The sequence below is a fragment of the Nonomuraea guangzhouensis genome (assembly GCF_019396345.1).
Lineage (GTDB): Bacteria > Actinomycetota > Actinomycetes > Streptosporangiales > Streptosporangiaceae > Nonomuraea > Nonomuraea guangzhouensis.
The window spans coordinates 262,669-281,769 of the sequence record NZ_JAHKRM010000004.1 but is presented as its reverse complement, the minus strand read 5'-3'; the positions used below and the strand labels follow the sequence as shown (position 1 = coordinate 281,769).

At 71.5% G+C, this 19,101-nt stretch carries 20 protein-coding genes; 7 read left to right on the top strand and 13 right to left on the bottom strand.

What is annotated here, in order from left to right; translation table 11 throughout:
* Nucleotides 1-651: 651 nt before the first annotated feature.
* Entirely contained in the window at nt 652-1,809 is a 1,158-nt protein-coding gene (gene xylA, locus KME78_RS09540; RefSeq protein WP_219528434.1) for a xylose isomerase, read from the bottom strand.
* Entirely contained in the window at nt 1,806-3,212 is a 1,407-nt protein-coding gene (gene xylB, locus KME78_RS09535; RefSeq protein WP_308126868.1) for a xylulokinase, read from the bottom strand. Before xylB ends, xylA begins: the two co-directional genes overlap by 4 nt.
* An 83-nt stretch (nt 3,213-3,295) precedes the next feature.
* Here xylB and KME78_RS09530 point away from each other — a divergent pair, with 83 nt between their 5' ends.
* Nucleotides 3,296-4,522 carry an ROK family transcriptional regulator gene (locus tag KME78_RS09530; protein ID WP_308126867.1) on the top strand — a complete coding sequence of 409 codons (1,227 nt, stop codon included), beginning with the start codon at nt 3,296-3,298 and terminating at the stop codon, nt 4,520-4,522.
* A gap of 121 nt (nt 4,523-4,643) precedes the next feature.
* Here the strand turns inward: KME78_RS09530 and KME78_RS09525 are convergent, their stop codons facing one another.
* Nucleotides 4,644-5,288: a hypothetical protein gene (locus KME78_RS09525; protein ID WP_219528433.1), complete on the bottom strand. Its 645-nt coding sequence runs from the start codon at nt 5,286-5,288 to the stop codon at nt 4,644-4,646.
* A gap of 66 nt (nt 5,289-5,354) precedes the next feature.
* Nucleotides 5,355-5,867 (bottom strand): nuclear transport factor 2 family protein, encoded by a 513-nt coding sequence (locus KME78_RS09520; protein ID WP_219528432.1) that lies wholly within the window; start codon nt 5,865-5,867, stop codon nt 5,355-5,357.
* 33 nt (nt 5,868-5,900) lie between these two features.
* Between KME78_RS09520 and KME78_RS09515 the strand changes: the two genes are divergently transcribed.
* Nucleotides 5,901-6,380 carry a winged helix-turn-helix transcriptional regulator gene (locus KME78_RS09515; RefSeq protein ID WP_308126866.1) on the top strand — a complete coding sequence of 160 codons (480 nt, stop codon included), beginning with the start codon at nt 5,901-5,903 and terminating at the stop codon, nt 6,378-6,380.
* Between the two features lie 13 nt (nt 6,381-6,393).
* On the opposite strand, the gene KME78_RS09510 is transcribed toward KME78_RS09515, so the two are convergent.
* The 7 genes from KME78_RS09510 to KME78_RS09480 are packed head-to-tail and all read right to left on the bottom strand — an operon-like array spanning nt 6,394 to nt 12,772.
* A complete protein-coding gene (locus tag KME78_RS09510) occupies nt 6,394-7,836 on the bottom strand; it encodes an MFS transporter (RefSeq protein WP_219528431.1) in 1,443 nt (480 codons plus the stop codon).
* A gap of 14 nt (nt 7,837-7,850) precedes the next feature.
* On the bottom strand, nt 7,851-8,651 hold the full coding sequence (locus tag KME78_RS09505; RefSeq protein ID WP_219528430.1) for a glycerophosphodiester phosphodiesterase family protein: 801 nt from the start codon (nt 8,649-8,651) through the stop codon (nt 7,851-7,853).
* Between the two features lie 36 nt (nt 8,652-8,687).
* Complete coding sequence (locus KME78_RS09500; RefSeq protein ID WP_219528429.1) at nt 8,688-9,227, bottom strand: TrmH family RNA methyltransferase; 540 nt, start codon at nt 9,225-9,227, stop codon at nt 8,688-8,690.
* Entirely contained in the window at nt 9,224-9,814 is a 591-nt protein-coding gene (locus KME78_RS09495) for a class I SAM-dependent methyltransferase (RefSeq protein WP_219528428.1), read from the bottom strand. The genes KME78_RS09500 and KME78_RS09495 overlap by 4 nt, the downstream gene beginning before the upstream one ends.
* A gap of 11 nt (nt 9,815-9,825) precedes the next feature.
* Entirely contained in the window at nt 9,826-10,773 is a 948-nt protein-coding gene (locus KME78_RS09490; protein WP_219528639.1) for a VWA domain-containing protein, read from the bottom strand.
* Between the two features lie 54 nt (nt 10,774-10,827).
* Nucleotides 10,828-11,763 carry a DUF58 domain-containing protein gene (locus KME78_RS09485; protein WP_219528427.1) on the bottom strand — a complete coding sequence of 312 codons (936 nt, stop codon included), beginning with the start codon at nt 11,761-11,763 and terminating at the stop codon, nt 10,828-10,830.
* Nucleotides 11,764-11,770: 7 nt separating this feature from the next.
* Complete coding sequence (locus KME78_RS09480; protein WP_219528426.1) at nt 11,771-12,772, bottom strand: AAA family ATPase; 1,002 nt, start codon at nt 12,770-12,772, stop codon at nt 11,771-11,773.
* A 54-nt stretch (nt 12,773-12,826) separates the two neighbouring features.
* Between KME78_RS09480 and KME78_RS09475 the strand changes: the two genes are divergently transcribed.
* Both KME78_RS09475 and KME78_RS09470 read left to right on the top strand, forming a co-directional pair.
* Nucleotides 12,827-13,588: a hypothetical protein gene (locus KME78_RS09475; RefSeq protein WP_219528425.1), complete on the top strand. Its 762-nt coding sequence runs from the start codon at nt 12,827-12,829 to the stop codon at nt 13,586-13,588.
* A 56-nt stretch (nt 13,589-13,644) separates the two neighbouring features.
* Nucleotides 13,645-14,511: a DUF2268 domain-containing putative Zn-dependent protease gene (locus tag KME78_RS09470; RefSeq protein WP_219528424.1), complete on the top strand. Its 867-nt coding sequence runs from the start codon at nt 13,645-13,647 to the stop codon at nt 14,509-14,511.
* Here the strand turns inward: KME78_RS09470 and KME78_RS09465 are convergent.
* Nucleotides 14,481-15,131 (bottom strand): response regulator transcription factor, encoded by a 651-nt coding sequence (locus KME78_RS09465; protein WP_219528423.1) that lies wholly within the window; start codon nt 15,129-15,131, stop codon nt 14,481-14,483. The genes KME78_RS09470 and KME78_RS09465 overlap by 31 nt on opposite strands.
* A 192-nt stretch (nt 15,132-15,323) precedes the next feature.
* Nucleotides 15,324-16,643, bottom strand: coding sequence for a sensor histidine kinase (locus tag KME78_RS09460; protein ID WP_219528422.1), 1,320 nt, complete (start codon nt 16,641-16,643; stop codon nt 15,324-15,326).
* Nucleotides 16,644-16,780: 137 nt separating this feature from the next.
* Here KME78_RS09460 and KME78_RS09455 point away from each other — a divergent pair, with 137 nt between their 5' ends.
* The 3 genes from KME78_RS09455 (at nt 16,781) to KME78_RS09445 (ending at nt 19,060) form a co-directional block, all read left to right on the top strand.
* Nucleotides 16,781-17,344 carry a ClpP family protease gene (locus KME78_RS09455; protein WP_219528421.1) on the top strand — a complete coding sequence of 188 codons (564 nt, stop codon included), beginning with the start codon at nt 16,781-16,783 and terminating at the stop codon, nt 17,342-17,344.
* 1 nt (nt 17,345) lies between these two features.
* Entirely contained in the window at nt 17,346-17,963 is a 618-nt protein-coding gene (locus KME78_RS09450; RefSeq protein WP_219528420.1) for an ATP-dependent Clp protease proteolytic subunit, read from the top strand.
* Nucleotides 17,964-18,298: 335 nt separating this feature from the next.
* Nucleotides 18,299-19,060, top strand: coding sequence for a TSUP family transporter (locus tag KME78_RS09445; RefSeq protein ID WP_219528419.1), 762 nt, complete (start codon nt 18,299-18,301; stop codon nt 19,058-19,060).
* Nucleotides 19,061-19,101 lie beyond the last annotated feature (41 nt).

Genomic DNA, 19,101 nt, shown 5'->3' with positions numbered 1-19,101 from the left:
CGGAGCTCCGGGCCACGTGAAGGCAGGGGTTATTTCTGGGGCGTTCCGTGAATCGGCCCGACCGCAAGGCGCCCTCTGGAGCGCGACATCGACGCGCAGTTGCTATGCACGGCCTCCGAACGACCACCACATAGGTCAGCAGACCCAGCCTGGCCATGCATGTCGACCGACCTCCGCCACCGGACCGACTCGCCACGGGGAACCGGCCCGCCAGACCGGCCCGCCACCGCCACCGACACGTCTACCGCCATCGGGCCATGCACGACCGTGCGGGCGGGTGCGGCGGGCCCCGGACGGTGAGGCCGGGAGCGGACGCGCCCGGTTGATGGCCGCTGTGTGCGCGGCCGGGTGGGGGCAGCGGTCGTCTTCGGGTGCGTCCAGCAGCTGTTCACTCGGTTCGCCGATCAGGCGGTGGGGGTCCGTGGCGCTGGCGACGCCGACCGGTCGCCTCACGGGTCGGCCCCCGGGCCGCCTGACCGGGCCGCCTCACCGGGTCGCCTCACCGGGCAGGGCCGACCGAGTCCACAGGGCCATGAGCCGACCGGGGCCGCCCCACAGAGCCAACCCAGGCCGCCCGCCGGAGGCCGAGCGGCCACCGGCGGGGAGAAGCCCGGCGAGCGCGCCCAGCCGCCCACCGGGAGTGAAGGCGGGTCAGCGCACCCCGTACAGGTGCTCGATGGCCAGCTGGTCAAGGTGCTCGAACGCCGCGCCCCGGGCGGCGAGCGCGTCGATGTCCGGGGTGAACGAGCGCACGTCGCGCCAGCTCTCCCCGGCGGCGAGCGTCGGCACGGACAGCTCGTCGAGCCGCGCGGCCCGCAGCGCCTCCTGGACCTCGGGGTCGGCGCGGAAGGCCCGCACCTTCTCCCGCAGGATCAGGTAGTTGCGCATGCACGCCGCCGCCGACACCCACACGCCCTCGTCGTCCTCGGTGCGCGGCGGCTTGAAGTCGAAGTGGATGGGGCCGGAGAAGCCGTTGGACTCCAGGACGTCGACGGTCCAGAAGGCGCCCCGCGCGTTGCCGGCGCCGAAGCGGAAGTCCTGGTCGTAGCGCGGGCCGTTCTGCCCATTCAGGTCGATGTGGAACAGCTTGCCGTGCCACAGCGCCTGCGCGATGCCGTGCGCGTAGTTGAGCCCGGCCATCTCCTCGTGGCCCACCTCGGGGTTGAGCCCGACCAGCTCCGCGTGCTCCAGCTCGTTGATGAACGCCAGCGCGTGGCCGATGGTGGGCAGCAGGATGTCGCCCCTCGGCTCGTTGGGCTTGGGCTCGATCGCGAACTTGAGGTCGTAGCCGTGGTCCAGCACGTACGCGCCGAGCACGTCGAAGGCTTCCTTGTAACGGTCGAGGGCGGCCTTGACGTCCTTGGCCGCGCCGGACTCCGCGCCCTCTCTGCCGCCCCAGCACACGTACACCTGCGCGCCCAGCTCGGCGGCCAGGTCGATGTTGTCCATCACCTTGCGCAGCGCGAACCTGCGCACGTCGCGGTCGTTGGAGGTGAAGGCGCCGTCCTTGAAGATGGGGTGCGAGAACAGGTTGGTGGTCGCCGTGGTGACCACCAGGCCGGTCTCCTCCAGCGCCTTGCGGAAGGCGCCGACCCGCTCGTCCCGGTCGCGCCCGTCGAAGTCGAACACGTCGTTGTCGTGGAAGTTCACCCCGTACGCGCCGATCTCGGCGAGCTTGCGCACGGCCCGATCGGCGGACATGGGCGCCCTGGTGGCCGGGCCGAACACGTCGACGCCCTGCCATCCGACGGTCCAGATGCCGAAGGAGAAACGGTCCTCGCGGGTGGGCGTGTACAGGTCTTCGCTCATGGTTGTTCCTCTCGGGGGTCCTGCCAGCGGGCCGTACGATCGCGGAGCTCGGCGTACTGCTCGCGGACATGGGGAGTGGGGGGCCCGTCGTACTCCTGGACCGGCTGGGCCGACCAGACGGGCGGTGCGGGCGTGCCGGCCAGCGCCCAGGCGGCCTGGCGGGCCGCGCCGAGCGCCACGTATTCGGCGGGCGCGGGGACGGCGACCGGCATGCCGAAGATCTGGGGGGCGATGCGGCGCACCGCCTCGGACTTGGCGCCGCCGCCGATGAGCAGCACGCGGCGCGGCCGTACGCCCTGCGCGGCCAGGTGGTCGATGGCGTCGGCGAGGGAGGAGAGCAGCGCCTCGACGGCCGCGCGCGCGAGGTTCTCGCGGGTGGCGTTGCGTGTGGTGAGGCCGGTGAGCGTGCCCGAGGCGTCCGGCCGGTTCGGGGTGCGCTCGCCGTCCAGGTAGGGCAGCAGTGTGAGCCCGCCGGCGCCCGGCGGGGCGGCCAGCGCGAGCTCCGACAGCTCCGCCAGCGAGCAGCCGATCATCGACGCCGCCGAGGAGAGGATCCTGGCCGCGTTGAGCGTGGCCAGCAGCGGCATGAACCGGCCGGTCGCGTCCGCGAACCCGGCGACCATCCCCGAGGGGTCGGCGGCGGGCACCTCGCTCACCGCGAACACCGTGCCCGAGGTCCCGACGGACACCGCGACGTCGCCGGGGAGCAGCCCGAGCCCGAGCGCCGCGCCCATGTTGTCGCCGGTGCCCGGCCCGATCGCGGCGCCGCCCGGCAGCTCTCCGACGATCTCGTTCGGCGCGGCCACGCGCGGCAGCTCGATCTCGCGCCCGATCGCCGCCGAGACGAACTCGGGCAGGTACGTCCCCGTCGCCGGGGACCAGTATCCGGTGCCCGAGGCGTCTCCCCGGTCGGTCGTCAGCTCGCGCCGCTCGCCCAGCCGCCAGGTCAGCCAGTCGTGGGGGAGCAGCACGGCCTCGGTGCGGGCGGCGAGCTCCGGCTCGTGCTCGGCCATCCAGCGGAGCTTGGTGACCGTGAACGAGGCCACGGGCACGCTGCCGGTCAGCTCGGCCCACCGGGCGGGACCGCCCAGCTCGCCGGTCAGCCGCGTGGCCTGCGGCGCCGACCGCGTGTCGTTCCACAGCAGGGCGGGCCGTACGACCTTGCCGGCGCCGTCGAGCGCGACCATGCCGTGCTGCTGGGCCGCCACCGCGACCGCGGCGGCCCGCTCCAGCAGGTGCCGCCCCTTGTCGAGCGCGCTCTCCCAATGGCTGGGATGGCACTCCGTGCCGTCGGGATGCGGGGCCGCGAACTCGTCGACCACCGTGCCGTCACCGGCCCGGCACAGCACGATCTTGGTCGACTGAGTCGAGGAGTCGACCCCGGCCACCAGTGCCTCTGTCACCCGGACTCCATATTAGTAAACTGTATGGATTAAATAGCGTAACAGACCGGCGAATCGCCAGGAAGACCCATTAGTCTTAGATCGTGACAAAATCCAGGGAAGGGCCGCTCAGGCACGCCACGATGCGCGAGCGCAACCTCGCCGTCGTGCTGGAGCAGGTCGTGCGCTGCCAGCCGGTCACCCGCGCCCGGCTCGCCGAGAAAACCGGGTTCACCAAGACCACCGTCTCCAACCTGCTCGCGGTGCTCGAAGGCGCCGGGCTGGTCCAGGACGGCGCGCTGGTGCAGGACGGCGAGCGCGGCCGGCCCGGGATCGCGGTCTCGGTCAACGGTGACGGCGCCGCCGCGCTCGGGCTGGAGATCAACGTCGACTACCTCGCCGCGTGCGTGCTGGACCTGGGCCGGCGTACTCGCTACCACCAGCTCGTGACCTTCGACAACCGGGGCCGGTCGCCCGAGGCGGTGATCGCCTCGCTGGGGCGGCTGGCCGCCGAGGCCGTCGCCGCGGCCGCCGGGCAGGGCCTGAACGTGGCGGGCGCGACGGTCGCCGTCCCCGGCCTGCTCGACCGGGAGAACGGCCTGGTCCGCCGCGCCCCGAACCTCGGCTGGACCGACGTCCCGGTCAGCACCCTGCTCCGCGACGCCCTGCCCGACCTCCCGATCCCCGCGGGCCACGACAACGAGGCCAACCTGGCCGCGCTGGCCGAGCTCTGGTTCGGCGACGGGGCGCGGCACGGCGGCTTCATCCACGTCTCGGGTGAGATCGGGATCGGGGCCGGCATCGTCATGGACGGTCAGGTGCTGCGTGGCACGCACGGGTTCGCCGGCGAGCTCGGCCATCTCATCGCGGAGCCGGGGGGCGCGCCGTGCACCTGCGGCGGGCGCGGCTGCCTGGAGCAGAGCGCCGGTCAGGACGCCATCCTGCGCGCCGCCGGGCTGCCCGCCGTCACGGCGACCACGGCCGCCAAGCCGGACGGCCCGATCAAGGCGCTCATCGCCCTGCTGGAACGCTCGGACCCGCGGGCGCTGGCCGCGCTCGACGGGGCGGGCCGGGCGCTCGGGGCCACCCTGGCCTCGGCCGTCAACCTGGTCGACCCCGGCGCGATCGTGCTCGGCGGCATCTTCTCGCCGCTCGCGCCCTGGATCCGCCCGGCCGTCGAGGCCGCCCTGGCGGAGGGGGGCGGCTCGCTGCGTACCGAAGTGCCGCCGGTGGTCGCCTCGGAGCTGGCGGGGAACGCCGCGGTGCTCGGCGCGGCCGGCGTGGTGATCGAACGCGTCATCGGCCACCCGGCCCTGCTGCTGCCCTCGTAGCGCGCGGACGGATCCCGCTCGTCGCGTGGCTGGCCGATCAGCAAGCGCGCGACCGCCGATCAGCGGTCGCGCAGCTCACTGATCAGTGGTCGCGCGGCTCACTGATCAGTGGTCGCGCGGCTCACCGATCGGCGCCGGCGGGCCGCCTGATCGGCGTCGCGGACTGGGAGCGGCCCCGCGCGCGCCACACCTCGGCGGCCAGCCAGAGGCCGCCGACGGCGATCAGCGCGCCGTGCGCGACCCGCAGCGGGTACGGCATGAAGAACTGCGGGATGAACAGCGCGAACCCCACCCCGAACACCACCGCGCTCCACCGGGCCGGCACCCCGGACCGCCACACGGCGACCGCAGCCATGACCGTCCCCACACCCAGCAGCGCGAGCCCGGCGGCGAACATGGTCACCGCGACCGGCCCGTACCGGAACTCCTGGGCCAGCTCCATCAGCGCCGGCGCGTTGTCGCGCAGTGACCGGCGGGCGATGACGTTCAGCCCGAAGTCCTCGGCGCCGTAGTAGGGCAGAGTGAGCCCCGCGCCGATCCACGTCACCACCGCCGCCCGCAGCGACAACCGGTCGCCCAGCACCTGGTGCAGGCCGAGGACGGCCAGCCCGGCGAGGATGAAGCCGATCATGGCCGCCAGATGGCCGGCCACCCAAGCGCCCGACGCCATGGCGGCCGCGTCGTCGCCGGACGGCCGCACGGCCGGATAGATGAGGAAAAGCACACCGCTGGCGGCGAAGGCCGCAGAGGTCAGCCGGGTGTTCATGGTGGCTCCAGGGGAAAGTGCATTGCTCTGTTCTGTGAGCAATGCTCTCCCTTTGGAGCGACGATGTCAAGAGCGGTGCTCTCGTTTCGTGAGCAGGGGGACCAGGGTCCGGTCGCCGAGGCGGGTCATCGCGGCCAGCGGCTTGGTGGCCGCGCCGACCAGCAGCGGCAGGCCCGGCTTGCCCGTCGCTCTGGCCAGGGCGGGACCGAGGGCGGCCATCATGGCGGTCAGGCCCGGCAGTGGCCGGATCCACATGGTGATCTCCTTGATCAGGCCCCGCTCGTCGAGGCGCAGCAGTGCCGACTCCTCGATCTCCTGGCGGCCGAGGCGGGCGGTGGCGGCGATCATCCGGGTCCGCTCGTCGCCCACGTCGGTGTGGTAGCGCAGGCCGCTCAGGGCGGCCATGGCCGCGGTGAACAGCTCGCGCACCTGCTCGTGCCCGTGGAAGCCCGCTGTGGCGCTGAGGGGGGAGTGGAAGACCACGTCCGGCGCCAGGGTGGACATGATCGCGTCGACGTTCTTGGCCTCGCCGGCTTCGCGGTAGGCGCGGGCGGGTGAGTCCTGAATGTGAACTGTCATGAGTTCACTTTATCAACCCACTATGCTGGGGTCGTGAACAGGTTCGGGGACATGCACTGCTCCATCGCCCAGGCCGTCGGCGTCGTCGGCGAGCCGTGGACGCCGCTGATCTTGCGGGATCTGTTCCTGGGGGTGCGCAGGTTCGACGACCTCGCGGAGGATCTGGGCATCTCGCGCAACCTGCTGACCCGGCGGCTGGAGCACCTGGTGGCGGCGGGAGTGGTGGAGCGGCTGCCCTACCAGGAGCGGCCGGTGCGCTTCGAGTACGTGCTGAGCGAGGCGGGCCGCGACATCGTGCCCGCGCTGTTCACGCTGATGGCCTGGGGGGACCGGTGGGCGACCCCGCCCGGCGGGCCGCCCGCGCTGCTGGTGCACTCCTGCGGCGAGCAGTTCACGCCGGTCGTGACGTGCCCGCACTGCGGCGGCGAGGCCGACGCGGAGAGCGTGCGGGCCGTGCGCGGCCCCGGCGCCGCCCAGGGCCCGGGCACGATGGTCCTCGCCGCCGGGGCATGACCCTCCTGGAGGATCAGATCCGGGCCGGCACCTCGTTGCCCGCGTCGCGGATGGCCTTGGGCAGGTTGACCATGGCCAGCAGGACGAAGCCCACGATGAAGAAGACGACCATCGAGATGATGGCCATCCGATAGCTGTTGGTGAGCTGGACCGCGATCGTCACCGTCAGCGCGCCGATGAACGCCGACCCCTTGTCGCTGATCTGCAGCAGGCTGAAGTATTCGGCCTCCCGCCCCTTCGGGATCACCAGCGAGAACAGCGAGCGCGACAGCGCCTGGGTGCCGCCCAGCACGATCGAGATGGCGAAGGCCAGCAGATAGAACTGCAGGGCGGCCTTCTCCTGCAGGAAGTAGGCGATGATCACGATCACCGTCCACACGACCAGACTGCCCAGCACGGTGTTCTTGGTGCCGAACCGGCGGGCCAGCCGGCCCATCAGCAGTGCCCCGAAGAACGCCACGAACTGCACCATGAGGATGGCGCTGATCTGCGTGTCCTTGCTCAGCTTGAGCGCCTCGGAGGCGAAGGCCGAGCTGTTGCCGATGACGGTCTGCACGCCGTCGTTGTAGACGAGGTAGGCCACCAGGAACAACAGCGTCAGCGGATAGCGCCGCAGCTCGCTGAGCGTCCGGCCGAGCTGCTTGAAGCTGCCGCCGACCGAGCGCAGCGCCGTGCTCTCGTGGACCGGGACCGGCCGGTTGCGCAGCCGCAGGAGCGGGACGATCGTGAAGATGGCCCACCACAGGCCGGCCGAGGTCATGCTGATCCGCACCGACATGCCCTCGGTCAGCCCGAGGCTCTCGTGCTGGAGATAGAGCACCAGGTTGAGCGCCAGCAGCAGGCCGCCGCCCAGGTAGCCGATCGCCCAGCCGCGGGAGGAGACGCGGTCGCGTTCCTCGGCGGTGGAGATCTGCGGCAGGAAGGAGTCGTAGACCACGACGGACGAGCCGTAGGCCAGGTTGGCCAGGATGAACAGCACCCCGCCCAGCACGTAGCGGTCGCCTTCGAGGAAGTACAGGCCCGCGGTGGCCAGTGCGCCCAGGTAGGCGAAGGTGGCGAGCATCTCCTTCTTGCGGCCGGTGTGGTCGGCCAGCGCGCCCACGATCGGCAGGCAGACGATCTGCAGCAGCACCGACACGGTCAGCATCAGCCCGAAGAACGCGGCCGGCCTGATGTCGGCGCCGAGCACGTCGACGTAGCCGAGGCCGGGATGGGCCTCGGCCAGCTTGTCGAAGTCGGCCGAGCAGGTGGCGGCCGCGACCGAGGGGAAGTCCTTGGCGCAGGCCGCGGTCTTGGCGACCGAGATGAGGTACGGGCTGAGGAAGACCGAGATGATCGTGGTGTAGAAGGCGGAGTTGGCCCAGTCGTAGATGTACCAGCCGCGCTGTTCGCGCCTGCGTGCGGCGGGAGAGTCGGCGGTGTCGTCGGGAGCCGCGGGGGGTGCGGGTACGGGCATGTGTCGTGTCGCTCCTATGCGGCCATGCGGCCGGGATGCCACAGGCCGCGACGCTCCAGCACGTCGCGAAGGCCGGTGACGTTGTCGGTCATGATGCCGTCGACGCCGAGGTCGAGCAGGTGTTCCATGCGGACGGGGTCGTTGATCGTCCACACGTGCACCTGCATGCCGATGGCGTGCGCCGTACGGATGAGGCTTTGGGTGGTGACCTTCAGGCCGCGGAAGCCCACCGGCACCTGCGCGCAGGGCACACCCGCGCGCTTCAGCCGGGCCAGCAGCCGGCCGTAGCCGGAGGTGGCCGCGGCGGCGCGCAGCGCGGCGACGCCACGCGGGCCGAGCGCCGAGCAGACCTCTCCGCCGAGCGCGGCCCTGGCCAGCACCAGGCGTTCGTCGGAGAAGGAGGTCAGGCAGATCCGGTCGTAGGCCGCCGTGCGCCGGACCGCCTCGGCCAGCGGCGCGATCGCGGCGGCTTCCTTCACGTCGATGTTGAAGCGGATCTCCGGATAGCCGCCGAGCAGGTCCTCCAGCAGCGGGATCTCGTGCACGCCGTCGATGCGCGCCTGCCTGACCGCGCTGTAGGGCAGCTCCGAGATGCGGCCGCGCCGGTCGGTGACCCGGTCGAGCGTGTGGTCGTGGAAGGCGAGCAGCACTCCGTCGGCGGTGGCGTGCGCGTCGGTCTCCAGGTAGCGATAGCCCAGCCGCACGGCCTGCTCGAAGGCGGCGGCGGAGTTTTCAGCGCCCTCGGCGGCGCCTCCGCGGTGCGCGAAGGCCAGCGGGCCCGGGTGATCGAGAAACGCGAAGCGGCGGCTGAGCACGTCCTGAAGTATGCCTTCCGTGGATGAACAATAAGGTTACGAATCAGCGAGATTCTGCCATTCCTGACGCCGGGCCTCGGCCAGCGCGATGGCGGCGGCCACCGAGACGTTGAACGAGCCGACCCGCCCCACCTGCGGGATGTAGCAGACCCCGTCGACGGAGTCGAGCAGGGCGGGCGAGCAGCCGTGGTCCTCGCTGCCGACCACCAGGCACACGTCTCGGCCCAGGTCGGCCCGGTGCAGGGGCACGGCTTCGGCGGTCAGCTCGATGGCCAGCACGGTGTAGCCGTCCTCGCGGGCGGCCTTCACGGCGTCGACGGCGGGCACCGGCTCGTGCCAGGTGACCAGCCGCTCGGTGCCGAGCGCGGTCTTGCCCGCCTTGGGGTTGGTCGGCGGGGTGGCGTTGCCCGCCAGCCAGATCTGCTCGACGCCGAACGCGGCGGCGCTGCGGAAGATCGAGCCGACGTTGAACGGGCCGGTGACCGACTCGAGGATCAGCGACAGCCGGTTCGAGGTGTTTCTGCGCCAGGTGCGGTTGAGCCGCTTGACGTCGGTGGGGCGCAGCTGCCTTCTCATCGGGTTACCTTCAGGATTCGGTAGGCGGCGCGGGAGGCCGCGCGGGTGGCCTGCCAGCCCTGCTCGCCGAGCCAGCGCTGCAGGGAGTCGGAGCCGAGGTGCTTCTGTACGACCAGGTAGGCGACGCCGTCGGGCGTCAGCCGGGACAGCCAGCGGGTGAGCATCTCGTGCAGGGCGGGCTTGCCAATGCGGATTGCGGGATTAGACCAGATAGCCTGAAATTTCACGTCTTCGGGTACCTCGTCGATATGCAGCGACCTTACTTTGTCAAGGCGGGCGCCCTGCGCGTTGCGCGCGGTGAGCTCCACGCTGCGCCGGTTCACGTCGACCGCCCAGACGGTCGCCCCGGGTGCCCGGGAGGCCATGGTCAGCGCGATCGGTCCGTAGCCGCAGCCCAGGTCGAGCAGGTCGCCCTCCTGAGGCGGCGGCGGAACGCTCTCCAGCAACACGCGGGTGCCGAGATCGACCCGCTCGGGGGAGAACACCCCCCGGTCGGTCTCCAGCCGCAGGTGCAGGTCGGGCAGCACCAGGTCGACGGAGCCCGGCCGGCTCGCGGTCCCCGGCTGCTCGGAGAAGTAGTGGGCCACGTGGCAAAACGTTACGGGATCCGGGCACCGAACAGGACCGCGGCACCCGCCACCAGCAGCCCGGCCACGATGGCGGCCACGATGAACCACTGGGTGACCTCCTGGTCCACCAGCTTGAAGCCGAGCGAGGTGCCGATCTGCTCGTAGACGTCACGCAGCTCGCTGCCCGACTCCGCCGTGTAGGCCCGGCCGCTGGTGCCGTCGGACAGCGACTGGAGGGTCTGCTTGTTGACCGGCACGTTCACCGGCCGGCCGTCGATGGAGACCGTGCCCTCCTGCGTGCCGTACGCGATCGTGGAGACCGGCACGCGCGCCTGCTGGGCGGCGTCGATGGCCTCGTTGACCCCTCTGCCCGAGGTGTTGTCGCCGTCGGACAGCAGCACGATCGCGGCCGGCGGCGGGTCGGTGGCGGCCTGCTGGTCGAAGGAGCGTACGGAGTCGAGCGAGTTGAAGACCGCCTCGCCGATCGCGGTGCCCGGCCGGGTGGACAGGTTGCCGATCGCGGTCACGACGGCCTGGTGGTCGGTGGTGGGGGCGATGACCACGTTGGCCGAGCGGGCGAAGGAGACCACGCCGACGTTGAACCTGTCGGGCAGCTCCCTGGCGAACGCCTGGGCGGCGGCCTTGGCGGCGCTGATCCTGTTGGGCTGGACGTCGTCGGCGTCCATCGACAGCGACACGTCCAGCGCGATCATGATCGTGGCGCGGTCGCGCGGCACCTTCACCTGGTCGGCCGGTTTGGCCGCGCCGATGACCAGGAGCGACATCATGGCCAGGAACAGCAGCGGCGCCACGTGCCGCCGCCAGCCGGGGCCGGCGGGCGCGACCAGGTCGAGCAGCGCGAGGTTGGTGAAGCGCACGGTGTAGCGGCGCCTGGCGAACTGCGCCGCCACGTAGCCGACCACGACCAGCGCCACCACCGCGAACAACCACAACCACGCCGGCGACAGAAAGGTCACCATGCCTCCTTCATCGGCATAGCACCATTGTCGCCCGGTTCGATTACTCCCTGACTACGCACGTGCCCTCCGATGGGCCAGGTGGGCCATGCGCCGTTGACGCAGGACGAACTGCGCCACGTCGAACACCCAGTCCCGGTCGGTCCGCAGCACCAGGTGCGCCACTCCGGCGCGGCGCAGCGCGGCCTTGGTGCCTTCGCGTTGCAGCGCCGCCGCTTCTGCGTAGTCTCGGCGTACTTTGGGGGAAAGGTGCACTTCGCGTACGTGCCCGCTCTCGGGGTCGGCGAACGCGACCCGGCCCACATCGGGCAGTTCGAGCTCGCGCGGGTCGATGACCTCCACCGCCAGCACCTGGTGGCGGGCCGACAGCCGCCTGATCGGCCGTTCCCACGCCCGCTCGGCCTCGGGGTCGAGCTCGGGCCGGGCGTCGAGGAAGTCCGACACGATCAGCCGCATGCCGCGCCGCCTGCGGGTGGCGGCCAGCACGTCGATGCCCTCCGCCAGGTCGGGCGCGTCGGGGACGGCCTGCCCGCGCGGCGCGTCCATGAGCGAGTGCAGCAGCCCGTACAGCGCGGGCCGCCCGGTGCGGGCCGGCATCCGGTGCACGAACTCGTCGTGCAGCACCAGCGCCCCGAACCGGTCGCCCATCCGGCTGGACAGGAACCCGATCGCCCCGACCGCGGCCACCACCAGGTCGCGCTTGTCGGTGTCGGCGGTGCCGAAGTCCATGCTGGGCGACAGGTCGGCCAGCGCCCACGTCTCCAGCTCCCGGTCCGCGATCAGGTCGCGGACGTGCGGCACGGTCGTGCGGGCGGTGACCGCCCAGTCCATCCGCCGCACGTCGTCCTCGCCGGGCACGTAGACGCGGCTGTCGCCGGCCTCGCTGCCCGTCCCCGGCAGCAGCCCCAGGTGGGCGCCGTGCAGCAGCCCGTCGAGCCGCCGGGTCACCGTCAGCTCCAGGCGCCGCAGCGCCTGCTCGGCTGTGTTCACCGGCCGCTCATCGGTTCTGGTTCCAGACGACGAGGGGCGGTGGTACGGCGTGCAGGATCTGCCTGACGACCTGTTCGGGATCGACGCCGTCGGCCAGCGCGTCGAAGGTGAGCATCAGCCGGTGCGCCATCACGTCGACGGCCACGTCGCGTACGTCGTCGGGCAGCAGGTAGTCGCGCCCGCGCAGCAGGGCCAGGGCGCGTCCGGCGGCGACCAGGCCGAGCGTGGCGCGCGGGCTGACGCCGACCTCGATGGTGTCGGCCAGCTCGCCGAGCCCGTACTCGGCGGGCGAGCGGGTGGACATGACCAGCCGTACGACATAGTCGGCGACGAGCTGGTGGACCGAGACCTGCTCGGCCGCCTCCTGCAGCGCCATCAGCCGGTCGGGGTCCAGCACGCGGTCGGGCGCCGGCGGGGTGACGCTCATGCGGTGCAGGATCTCCAGCTCCTCGTGGGCGCTGGGGTGCGGGACCCGCACGCGGAACAGGAACCGGTCGCGCTGCACCTCGGGCAGCGGATAGACGCCTTCGGACTCGATCGGGTTCTGGGTGGCCAGCACGATGAACGGCTTGGGCAGTGGGTGCGTGACCCCGGCCAGGGTGACCTGGCGTTCGGCCATCACCTCCAGCAGCGCCGACTGGACCTTGGCGGGGGCGCGGTTGATCTCGTCGGCGAGCAGGAAGTTGACGAACACCGGCCCCAGCTCGACGTCGAACTTCTCATTGGACGGATGGAAGACCCGGGTGCCGACGATGTCGCTCGGCACCAGGTCGGGCGTGAACTGGATCCGGGCGAACGTGCCGCCCACCACGGTGGCCAAGGTGGCGGCGGCGAGGGTCTTGGCGACGCCTGGCACTCCTTCCAGCAGGCAGTGACCACGGGCCAGCAGGGCGACGACCAACCTCTCGACCATGTGATCCTGGCCCACGATGACCCGCCGGACCTCGTCAAGGGTCTGACGCAGCACGGCCGCATCGGTTTCGTCTGGCACATCTTCGGCGACGCTCATGACGCCATTCCACCAAACGTCCCGCAAACGTGCACGGTGCCGGTCTGTGCTTTCATGGCAAACGTGGCCAGTCCGCTGCAGTACGGAGATCCGCCCAAGCTGGGGCCGTTCGTGGTGCAGGCCCGCCTGCACTCCGCGCCGGCCGGTTTCGTCTACCTCGGCCAGGGGCCGGACGGTCGCGCCGTCTCGCTCGCCCTCCTGACCCGCGGCGCCGCCTTCGACGCCGCCGCCCGCGAACGGTTCGTGACGGCGGTGCGCGAGGCCGCGCCCGCGCGCGGCTGGCTCGGCCGGGCCGCCAAGACGCGCGCCGCGGTGCTGGACGGCGTGCCGGAGGTGCTGTCGATGGAGACCGGCACGGCGCCCTGGGTGGCCGTGCCGTACGTGCCGGGCCGGCCGGGGGCCGAGTGGTTCCTGGAGCCGGTGATGGTCGGGGGCACGTTCATCGGGCAGGCGCACGGCCCGGACTTCGTGCCGTACTGGCTGACCGACCGCGCGCCCGCCCTGCCGGGCGCGCCGACCGGGCGCCGGCCGCTCACGGAGACGCGCCGCCGGGTGCTGCTGGCCGCCATGGCGCTGGCCGTGCTGTTGCTGCTCGGTACGGTGATCGCGCTGCTGCTGATCATGGGCAGGGAGGACGACGAGCCGCTGCCCAGGCCGCTGCCGCCGACGAACTTCCAGCCGACCGCGCCCCCGACGCCGGCCACGCCGGAGCCGCAGCAGCCCTCGCCCAGCCAGACGCCGTCGCCGAGCAGGAGCGGGCAGCTCACGCCGGGGCCGTCGCCCGGTGAGGACTCGGGAGACGGCTCACCGCTCTGATTTCTCCGTTTTTCGGCTTGAGTCTCACGTCGCGTGAGGTTCTAGCGTCCGGGGACATGGAGTTCATCGTTCACGACACGCTCACGGCCATGGCCGAGCTGCTGGAGCAGCCGTTGGAGCGGCGTCCCGATCTGCTGCGCGAGCTGCTCGCGCCCATCCGCCCGGCCATCCCGATGCCGGGCGACATCGTCGACATCCACCATCAGGGGCCCGGTTTCCGGGTGGACGCCGAGGATCCGCGTTACCTGCCCGCGATCCGCGCCATGATCGAGGCGGACGTGCTGGGGCAGGTCGAGCGGGAGCTGTACCGGGCCGCCGACCGGCTGGCCGGCCTCAAGCTGCCCGACTCGCTGCAGGTGGTGTTCGTGCTGGGGAATCCCGACGACGAGCATCTGATGAAGGTCACGGGCGGCTACTACGGGATGGGAGGTTCGCCCGGCCTGCTGTACCTGCTGGGCTGGCCGACGGAGGAGACGATCGGCAGGATCGCGCACTGCGCCGTCCACGAGTTCCACCACCAGGCGCGCTACACCAACGTGCCGTGGCGTCCAACCGTGGGGGAGCACGTGGTCTCCGAGGGGCTGGCGGAGGCGTTCGTACGGGAGCTGTCGGGGGTCGGGGCCATGGGGCCGTGGTCGTCGATGGTCACCGGTGCGGAGCTGGACCGGGCCCACGCGAAGATCATGGCGGACTTCGATCTGGAGGGCATGCACCTCACGTCCGCGTACGTGCTGGGGGACAGCACGGTGGCGCGGTACGGGCAGGAGCCTCGCGGCATTCCCGACATGGCGGGATATGCGGTGGGGTTGCGGCTGGTGGACGAGCACCTGGCCGCCACCGGCATGACGGTCGCCGAGAGCACGACGTTGCCGGTGTCGCAGATCGTCGTGCATCAGCGGGGTGAGACGAAGCCCGACTCGTAGGCGGCGATCACGGCCTGGGTGCGGTCGCGCGCGCCCAGCTTGGTCAGCACGTTGCCGACGTGCGTCTTGACGGTCTCCTGGCTGACGACCAGTTCGGCGGCGATCTCGCCGTTGGACAGCCCCCTGGTCATCAGCCGCAGCACGTCGCCCTCACGGCCCGTCAGCCGGCCGATGCCGGGCATCTCCGAGAGCGGGGAATCGGGCGACCTGCGCCCGGCCAGCGTCCGGATCGCCGCCGGGAACAGCAGCGACTCCCCGGCCGCCACCAGCTTGATCGCGTGGACCAGCTCGTCGGGCCGGGTCCGCTTGAGCAGGAACCCGCTGGCGCCCGCCCGCAGCGCCTCGTAGACGTAGTCGTCGTTCTCGAACGTGGTGACCACCAGCACCTTGGGCGGCTCGTCCATGGCCACCAGCCGCCGGGTGGCCTGGATGCCGTCCACGGCGGGCATGCGTACGTCCATCAGCACCACATCGGGCCGCTCCCGGCGCACCACGGGCACCACCTCGGCGCCGTCGGCGGCCTCACCGACCACGCTCAGCCCCGGCTCGGCGTCGATGATGACGCGCAGACCGGCCCGGATGAGGGCCTCGTCGTCGGCGATCACGACCTTGAGCGTCATGGGCGCGGCCGGGGGAGCGTGATGAGAGCGACCGTAGGGGATGTCATGGGATCGACCGTAGCGGTGCCATGGGACCGACCGGAGCGGTGATCCCGTGACACCGCTACGCCGGGCACTCTCGACCACCGCTTGCCACGGGGCCGCCTGACGCGGGGCTGCTTGTCACGGGGCCGTCTGACGCGGGGCCGCCTGTCATGGGACCGACCGGAGAGGCAGCCGGACGGACACGCGCCAGCCGTCCTCCACCGGGCCCGCCTCCAGCTCGCCGCGGAGCAGGCGAACGCGCTCCCGCATACCGGTCACTCCCCTTCCGCCTACCCGGTCGCTCGGCCCCGCGTCCATCGAGTCGCCCGGTCCCGCGTCCATCGGATCGCCCGGCCCCGGGCTCGGCCGGTTGTCCCGTGCGTCCGATCGGCTGGGCGGTGCGTCCGACCGGGTGCTCGGCTGTGGGCCGTTCGTGCCGGTCTCGTTGGTGATCTCCAGTCTCAGGTCGTCGTCCTGTACGGCGACGGCCAGCCGTACCGGCCCCTGACCGTGTTTGAGCGCATTGGTCAGTGCCTCCTGCACGATCCGGTAGGCCTCCCTGGAGACCACGGCGGGCACGCCGGTCAGGTCGCCCACCTCGCGCCGCACCTCGGCGCCCGAGGCGGCGGCCAGGTCGCCGAGATCGGCCAGCGTCGCCTGCGGCGGGCCGGCCTCAGGGGGCGGGTCGCCGTCGCGCAGGACGCCGAGGACGTGGTCGAGGTCGTCGAGGGCGGCGCGGGCCGACTGCTCGATGGCCGCCAGAGCGGTCCTGGCCGTCTCGGGGTCGCGGTCGAGCACCCGCCCGGCCGCGGCGGCCTGCAGGGTGACGACGCTCAGCGCGTGGCCGACGGAGTCGTGCAGCTCGCGGGCCAGCCGGTTGCGCTCGGCCAGCGTACGGGCGTGACGCTCGGCCGCGGTCAGTCGTTCGCCGGGGGTGGGGCCGAGCAGCACGGGGGCGAGCCGGGCCAGCAGCGCGCCCGCGCCGGCCGCGAACAGCACCACCGCCCCCAGCACGCCCAGCCCGATCAACGGCCAGCGCAGCGCCGCCCAGCCCGGTTCGACCGCGATCCCCAGCATGCGCTCGGGCCCGCCGACGAACGGCACCGCGAACGTGAAGACCGTGAACGGAATCCCGGCCAGCGTGCACCCGCTCACCAGGCCGCCGATGCCCAGGTGGAGGGTGTACCAGGCGGCCGTGCGCCACCGTTCCTGCCATGACCGGCGCGCCTGCCTGGGGGGAGTCTCCACGCGCGCGCCGAGCAGCCCCTGGGCGGCGTTCACCTCCAGCGCCCGTACCGGCAGGAACAGCCCGGTCACCGCCACCACCGGCAGCACCGCCACGAACACCCCGAGCTGAAGGGGCAGCAAGAAATCGGCCGACTGGCCCTGGAGCAGGCCCGATGTCAGAACCCCGGTCATCATGTACGGCATCAGCAGCGCGCCGCCGAGGATCAGGCATGCCCATCGGCGGGGCAGGTTCCATCTCACATTCGTGATTGTATGTCGACGGTTATTCGCTCTCGGTGGAATGCGCTTTTAGAGAAATGCGCCCCCAGCGAAAAGGAGCTGGAATTCGTGCGGCCCGGGTCTAGCGTCGGTGAATAGCTCGAGAGAAAGGCGATTCCATGACGGAGACCCTGCGCACCTCCTGGCCTGACCAGCTCAGCCAGCGGCTGTTGAAGGAGCGCATACTTGTTCTCGGCCAGGAGGTCGACGACGAGATATGCAATCGGTTGTGCGGTGAGCTGCTTTTGCTGGCGGCCGAGGATCCGCACCGGGACATAACGCTTTACATCAATTCGCCCGGCGGGTCGGTGACCGCGGGGATGGCTCTGTACGACATGATGCAGTTCGTCCCGTGCGACGTGGCGACGGTGGCGATGGGCTTCGCCGCCTCCATGGGGCAACTGCTGCTGTGCGCGGGCACCCCCGGCAAGCGCTATGCGCTGCCCAACGCGCGGATCGTCATGCACCAGCCGCTCGGCGGCATCGGCGGCTCGGCCAGCGAGATCCAGATCCAGGCGGAGAATCTGCTCTACACCAAGCGCAGGCTGGCCGAGATCACCGCCCAGCACACCGGCCGGCCGCTGGAGCAGATCCAGGCCGACTCCGACCGCGACCGCTGGTTCACCGCGCAGGAGGCGCTCGACTACGGATTCGTCGACCACATGGCCGAGGGGATGAACTGATATGAGCGGACGTTACGTGCTGCCCTCGTTCACCGAGCGCACCTCTTACGGCATGAAGGAGATGAACCCGTACAACAAGCTGTTCGAGGACCGGGTCATCTTCCTGGGCACGCCGATCGACGACACGAGCGCCAACGATGTGATGGCGCAGTTGCTGACGCTGGAGTCGCTCGACCCCGACCAGGACATCAACATGTACATCAACTCGCCGGGCGGCTCGTTCACCGCGATGACGGCGATCTACGACACGATGCAGTTCGTCCGGCCGGAGATCCACACCGTCTGCATCGGCGAGGCGTCCTCGGCCGCCGCGGTCCTGCTGGCGGCGGGCACGCCGGGCAAGCGCGCCGCCCTGCCGCACGCCCGCGTCCTGCTGCACGAGCCCGCCACCGAGGGCGGCCGAGGCCAGTCGAGCGACATGGAGATCCACGCCAGGGAGATCCTGCGGATGCGCGGCCAGCAGGAGTTCATGCTGGCCAGGCACACGGGCAAGACGGAGCTGGAGATCAGGAAGGACATCGAGCGGGACCGGATCTTCACGGCCGAGCAGGCGCGCTCCTACAACCTGATCGACGACATCTACGCCTCCAGGAAGCGGACGCTGACCACCGCCCGCTAGACCCGGGCGGCGACCTGCGGGGGCGGCCGCGCCATGTCGGCCGCCTCCGGCAAACCAGCGCAGCGCGGCCAGTGGGCTGGAACTTCGGAGGTCCGGCACAGAGCGGCGGGGGCCAGACGCGGCGCGACCCGCAACTGGGGCTCGAAGGTGCGGCGCGGGGCAGCGCGGCCCGCGGGATCGCGACCCCGGGGGTTGGTGGCGGCACAGCGCGGCCGGCGGCCCGGCGCGCCACAGCGTGGCCGGTGGGTTGGTGGTAAGGGGCATCCCTCCTGTTTGGTTGTGATAGCGGGACATATACGCTCTTTGCGGTTCTCGGGGGAAATCGGGGGAGTGGCGTGCCGCTGGAGCATGTGGTGCTGGTGTTGGCGGCTGCCCTCTGTGCGGGCTGGGTCGATGCCGTCGTGGGTGGTGGCGGGCTGGTGCAGTTGCCCGCGGTGATGGTGACGGGCATCCCGCCCGTGCAGGCGATGGCCACCAACAAGCTCTCCTCCGTCTTCGGCACCGCCTCGGCCGCCGTGACCTACACGCGTACCACCAAGGTGGACCGGGCGGTCGCGCTGCCCGGTGTGGGGCTGGCCGTGGTCAGTGCCGGGCTGGGGGCGTTGGCCGCGGCGGCGATCTCGGCCGATGTGCTGCGACCGGCCGTGATGGCGGTGCTGGTGGGCGTGGCCGCGTTCGTGACGCTGCGCCCGCAGATGGGCTCGGTGCCGCAGCCCCACCTGCGGACGAACGGCCGCGTCGTGGCGGCCGTGACGATCGCGGGCGTGGGCGTCGCCTTCTACGACGGGATCATGGGGCCGGGGACGGGTACGTTCCTGATCATCGCGTTCACCACGATCCTCGGGCTGGACTTCGTGTCCGCCTCCGCCTCGGCGAAGATCATCAACACCGGGACCAATCTGGGCGCGCTGTTCGTGTTCGCCTGGCAGGGGCATGTGCTGTGGGGGCTGGGTCTCGGGATGGCCGTCTGCAACGTGGCGGGCGCGCAGGTGGGCGCCCGGATGGCGCTCAAGCGCGGCACGGGCTTCGTCCGCGTCGTGCTGCTGTGTGTGGTGGTGGCCATGGTGATCAGGCTGGGCTGGCAGCAGTTCGGCTAGGTGCCGAGGCGCTGCGCCGACTTCGCCGTCGGCGTCGTGAG

What these genes read in the sequence shown, in the direction of transcription:
- xylA (WP_219528434.1), bottom strand. Translation starts at nt 1,809, where the DNA reads ATGAGCGAAGACCTGTACACGCCCACCCGCGAGGACCGTTTCTCCTTC.
- KME78_RS09525 (WP_219528433.1), bottom strand. Translation starts at nt 5,288, where the DNA reads ATGAACACCCGGCTGACCTCTGCGGCCTTCGCCGCCAGCGGTGTGCTT.
- KME78_RS09520 (WP_219528432.1), bottom strand. Translation starts at nt 5,867, where the DNA reads ATGACAGTTCACATTCAGGACTCACCCGCCCGCGCCTACCGCGAAGCC.
- KME78_RS09510 (WP_219528431.1), bottom strand. Translation starts at nt 7,836, where the DNA reads ATGCCCGTACCCGCACCCCCCGCGGCTCCCGACGACACCGCCGACTCT.
- KME78_RS09500 (WP_219528429.1), bottom strand. Translation starts at nt 9,227, where the DNA reads ATGAGAAGGCAGCTGCGCCCCACCGACGTCAAGCGGCTCAACCGCACC.
- KME78_RS09480 (WP_219528426.1), bottom strand. Translation starts at nt 12,772, where the DNA reads ATGAGCGTCGCCGAAGATGTGCCAGACGAAACCGATGCGGCCGTGCTG.
- KME78_RS09475 (WP_219528425.1), top strand. Translation starts at nt 12,827, where the DNA reads ATGGCAAACGTGGCCAGTCCGCTGCAGTACGGAGATCCGCCCAAGCTG.
- KME78_RS09470 (WP_219528424.1), top strand. Translation starts at nt 13,645, where the DNA reads ATGGAGTTCATCGTTCACGACACGCTCACGGCCATGGCCGAGCTGCTG.
- KME78_RS09465 (WP_219528423.1), bottom strand. Translation starts at nt 15,131, where the DNA reads ATGACGCTCAAGGTCGTGATCGCCGACGACGAGGCCCTCATCCGGGCC.
- KME78_RS09455 (WP_219528421.1), top strand. Translation starts at nt 16,781, where the DNA reads ATGACGGAGACCCTGCGCACCTCCTGGCCTGACCAGCTCAGCCAGCGG.
- KME78_RS09450 (WP_219528420.1), top strand. Translation starts at nt 17,346, where the DNA reads ATGAGCGGACGTTACGTGCTGCCCTCGTTCACCGAGCGCACCTCTTAC.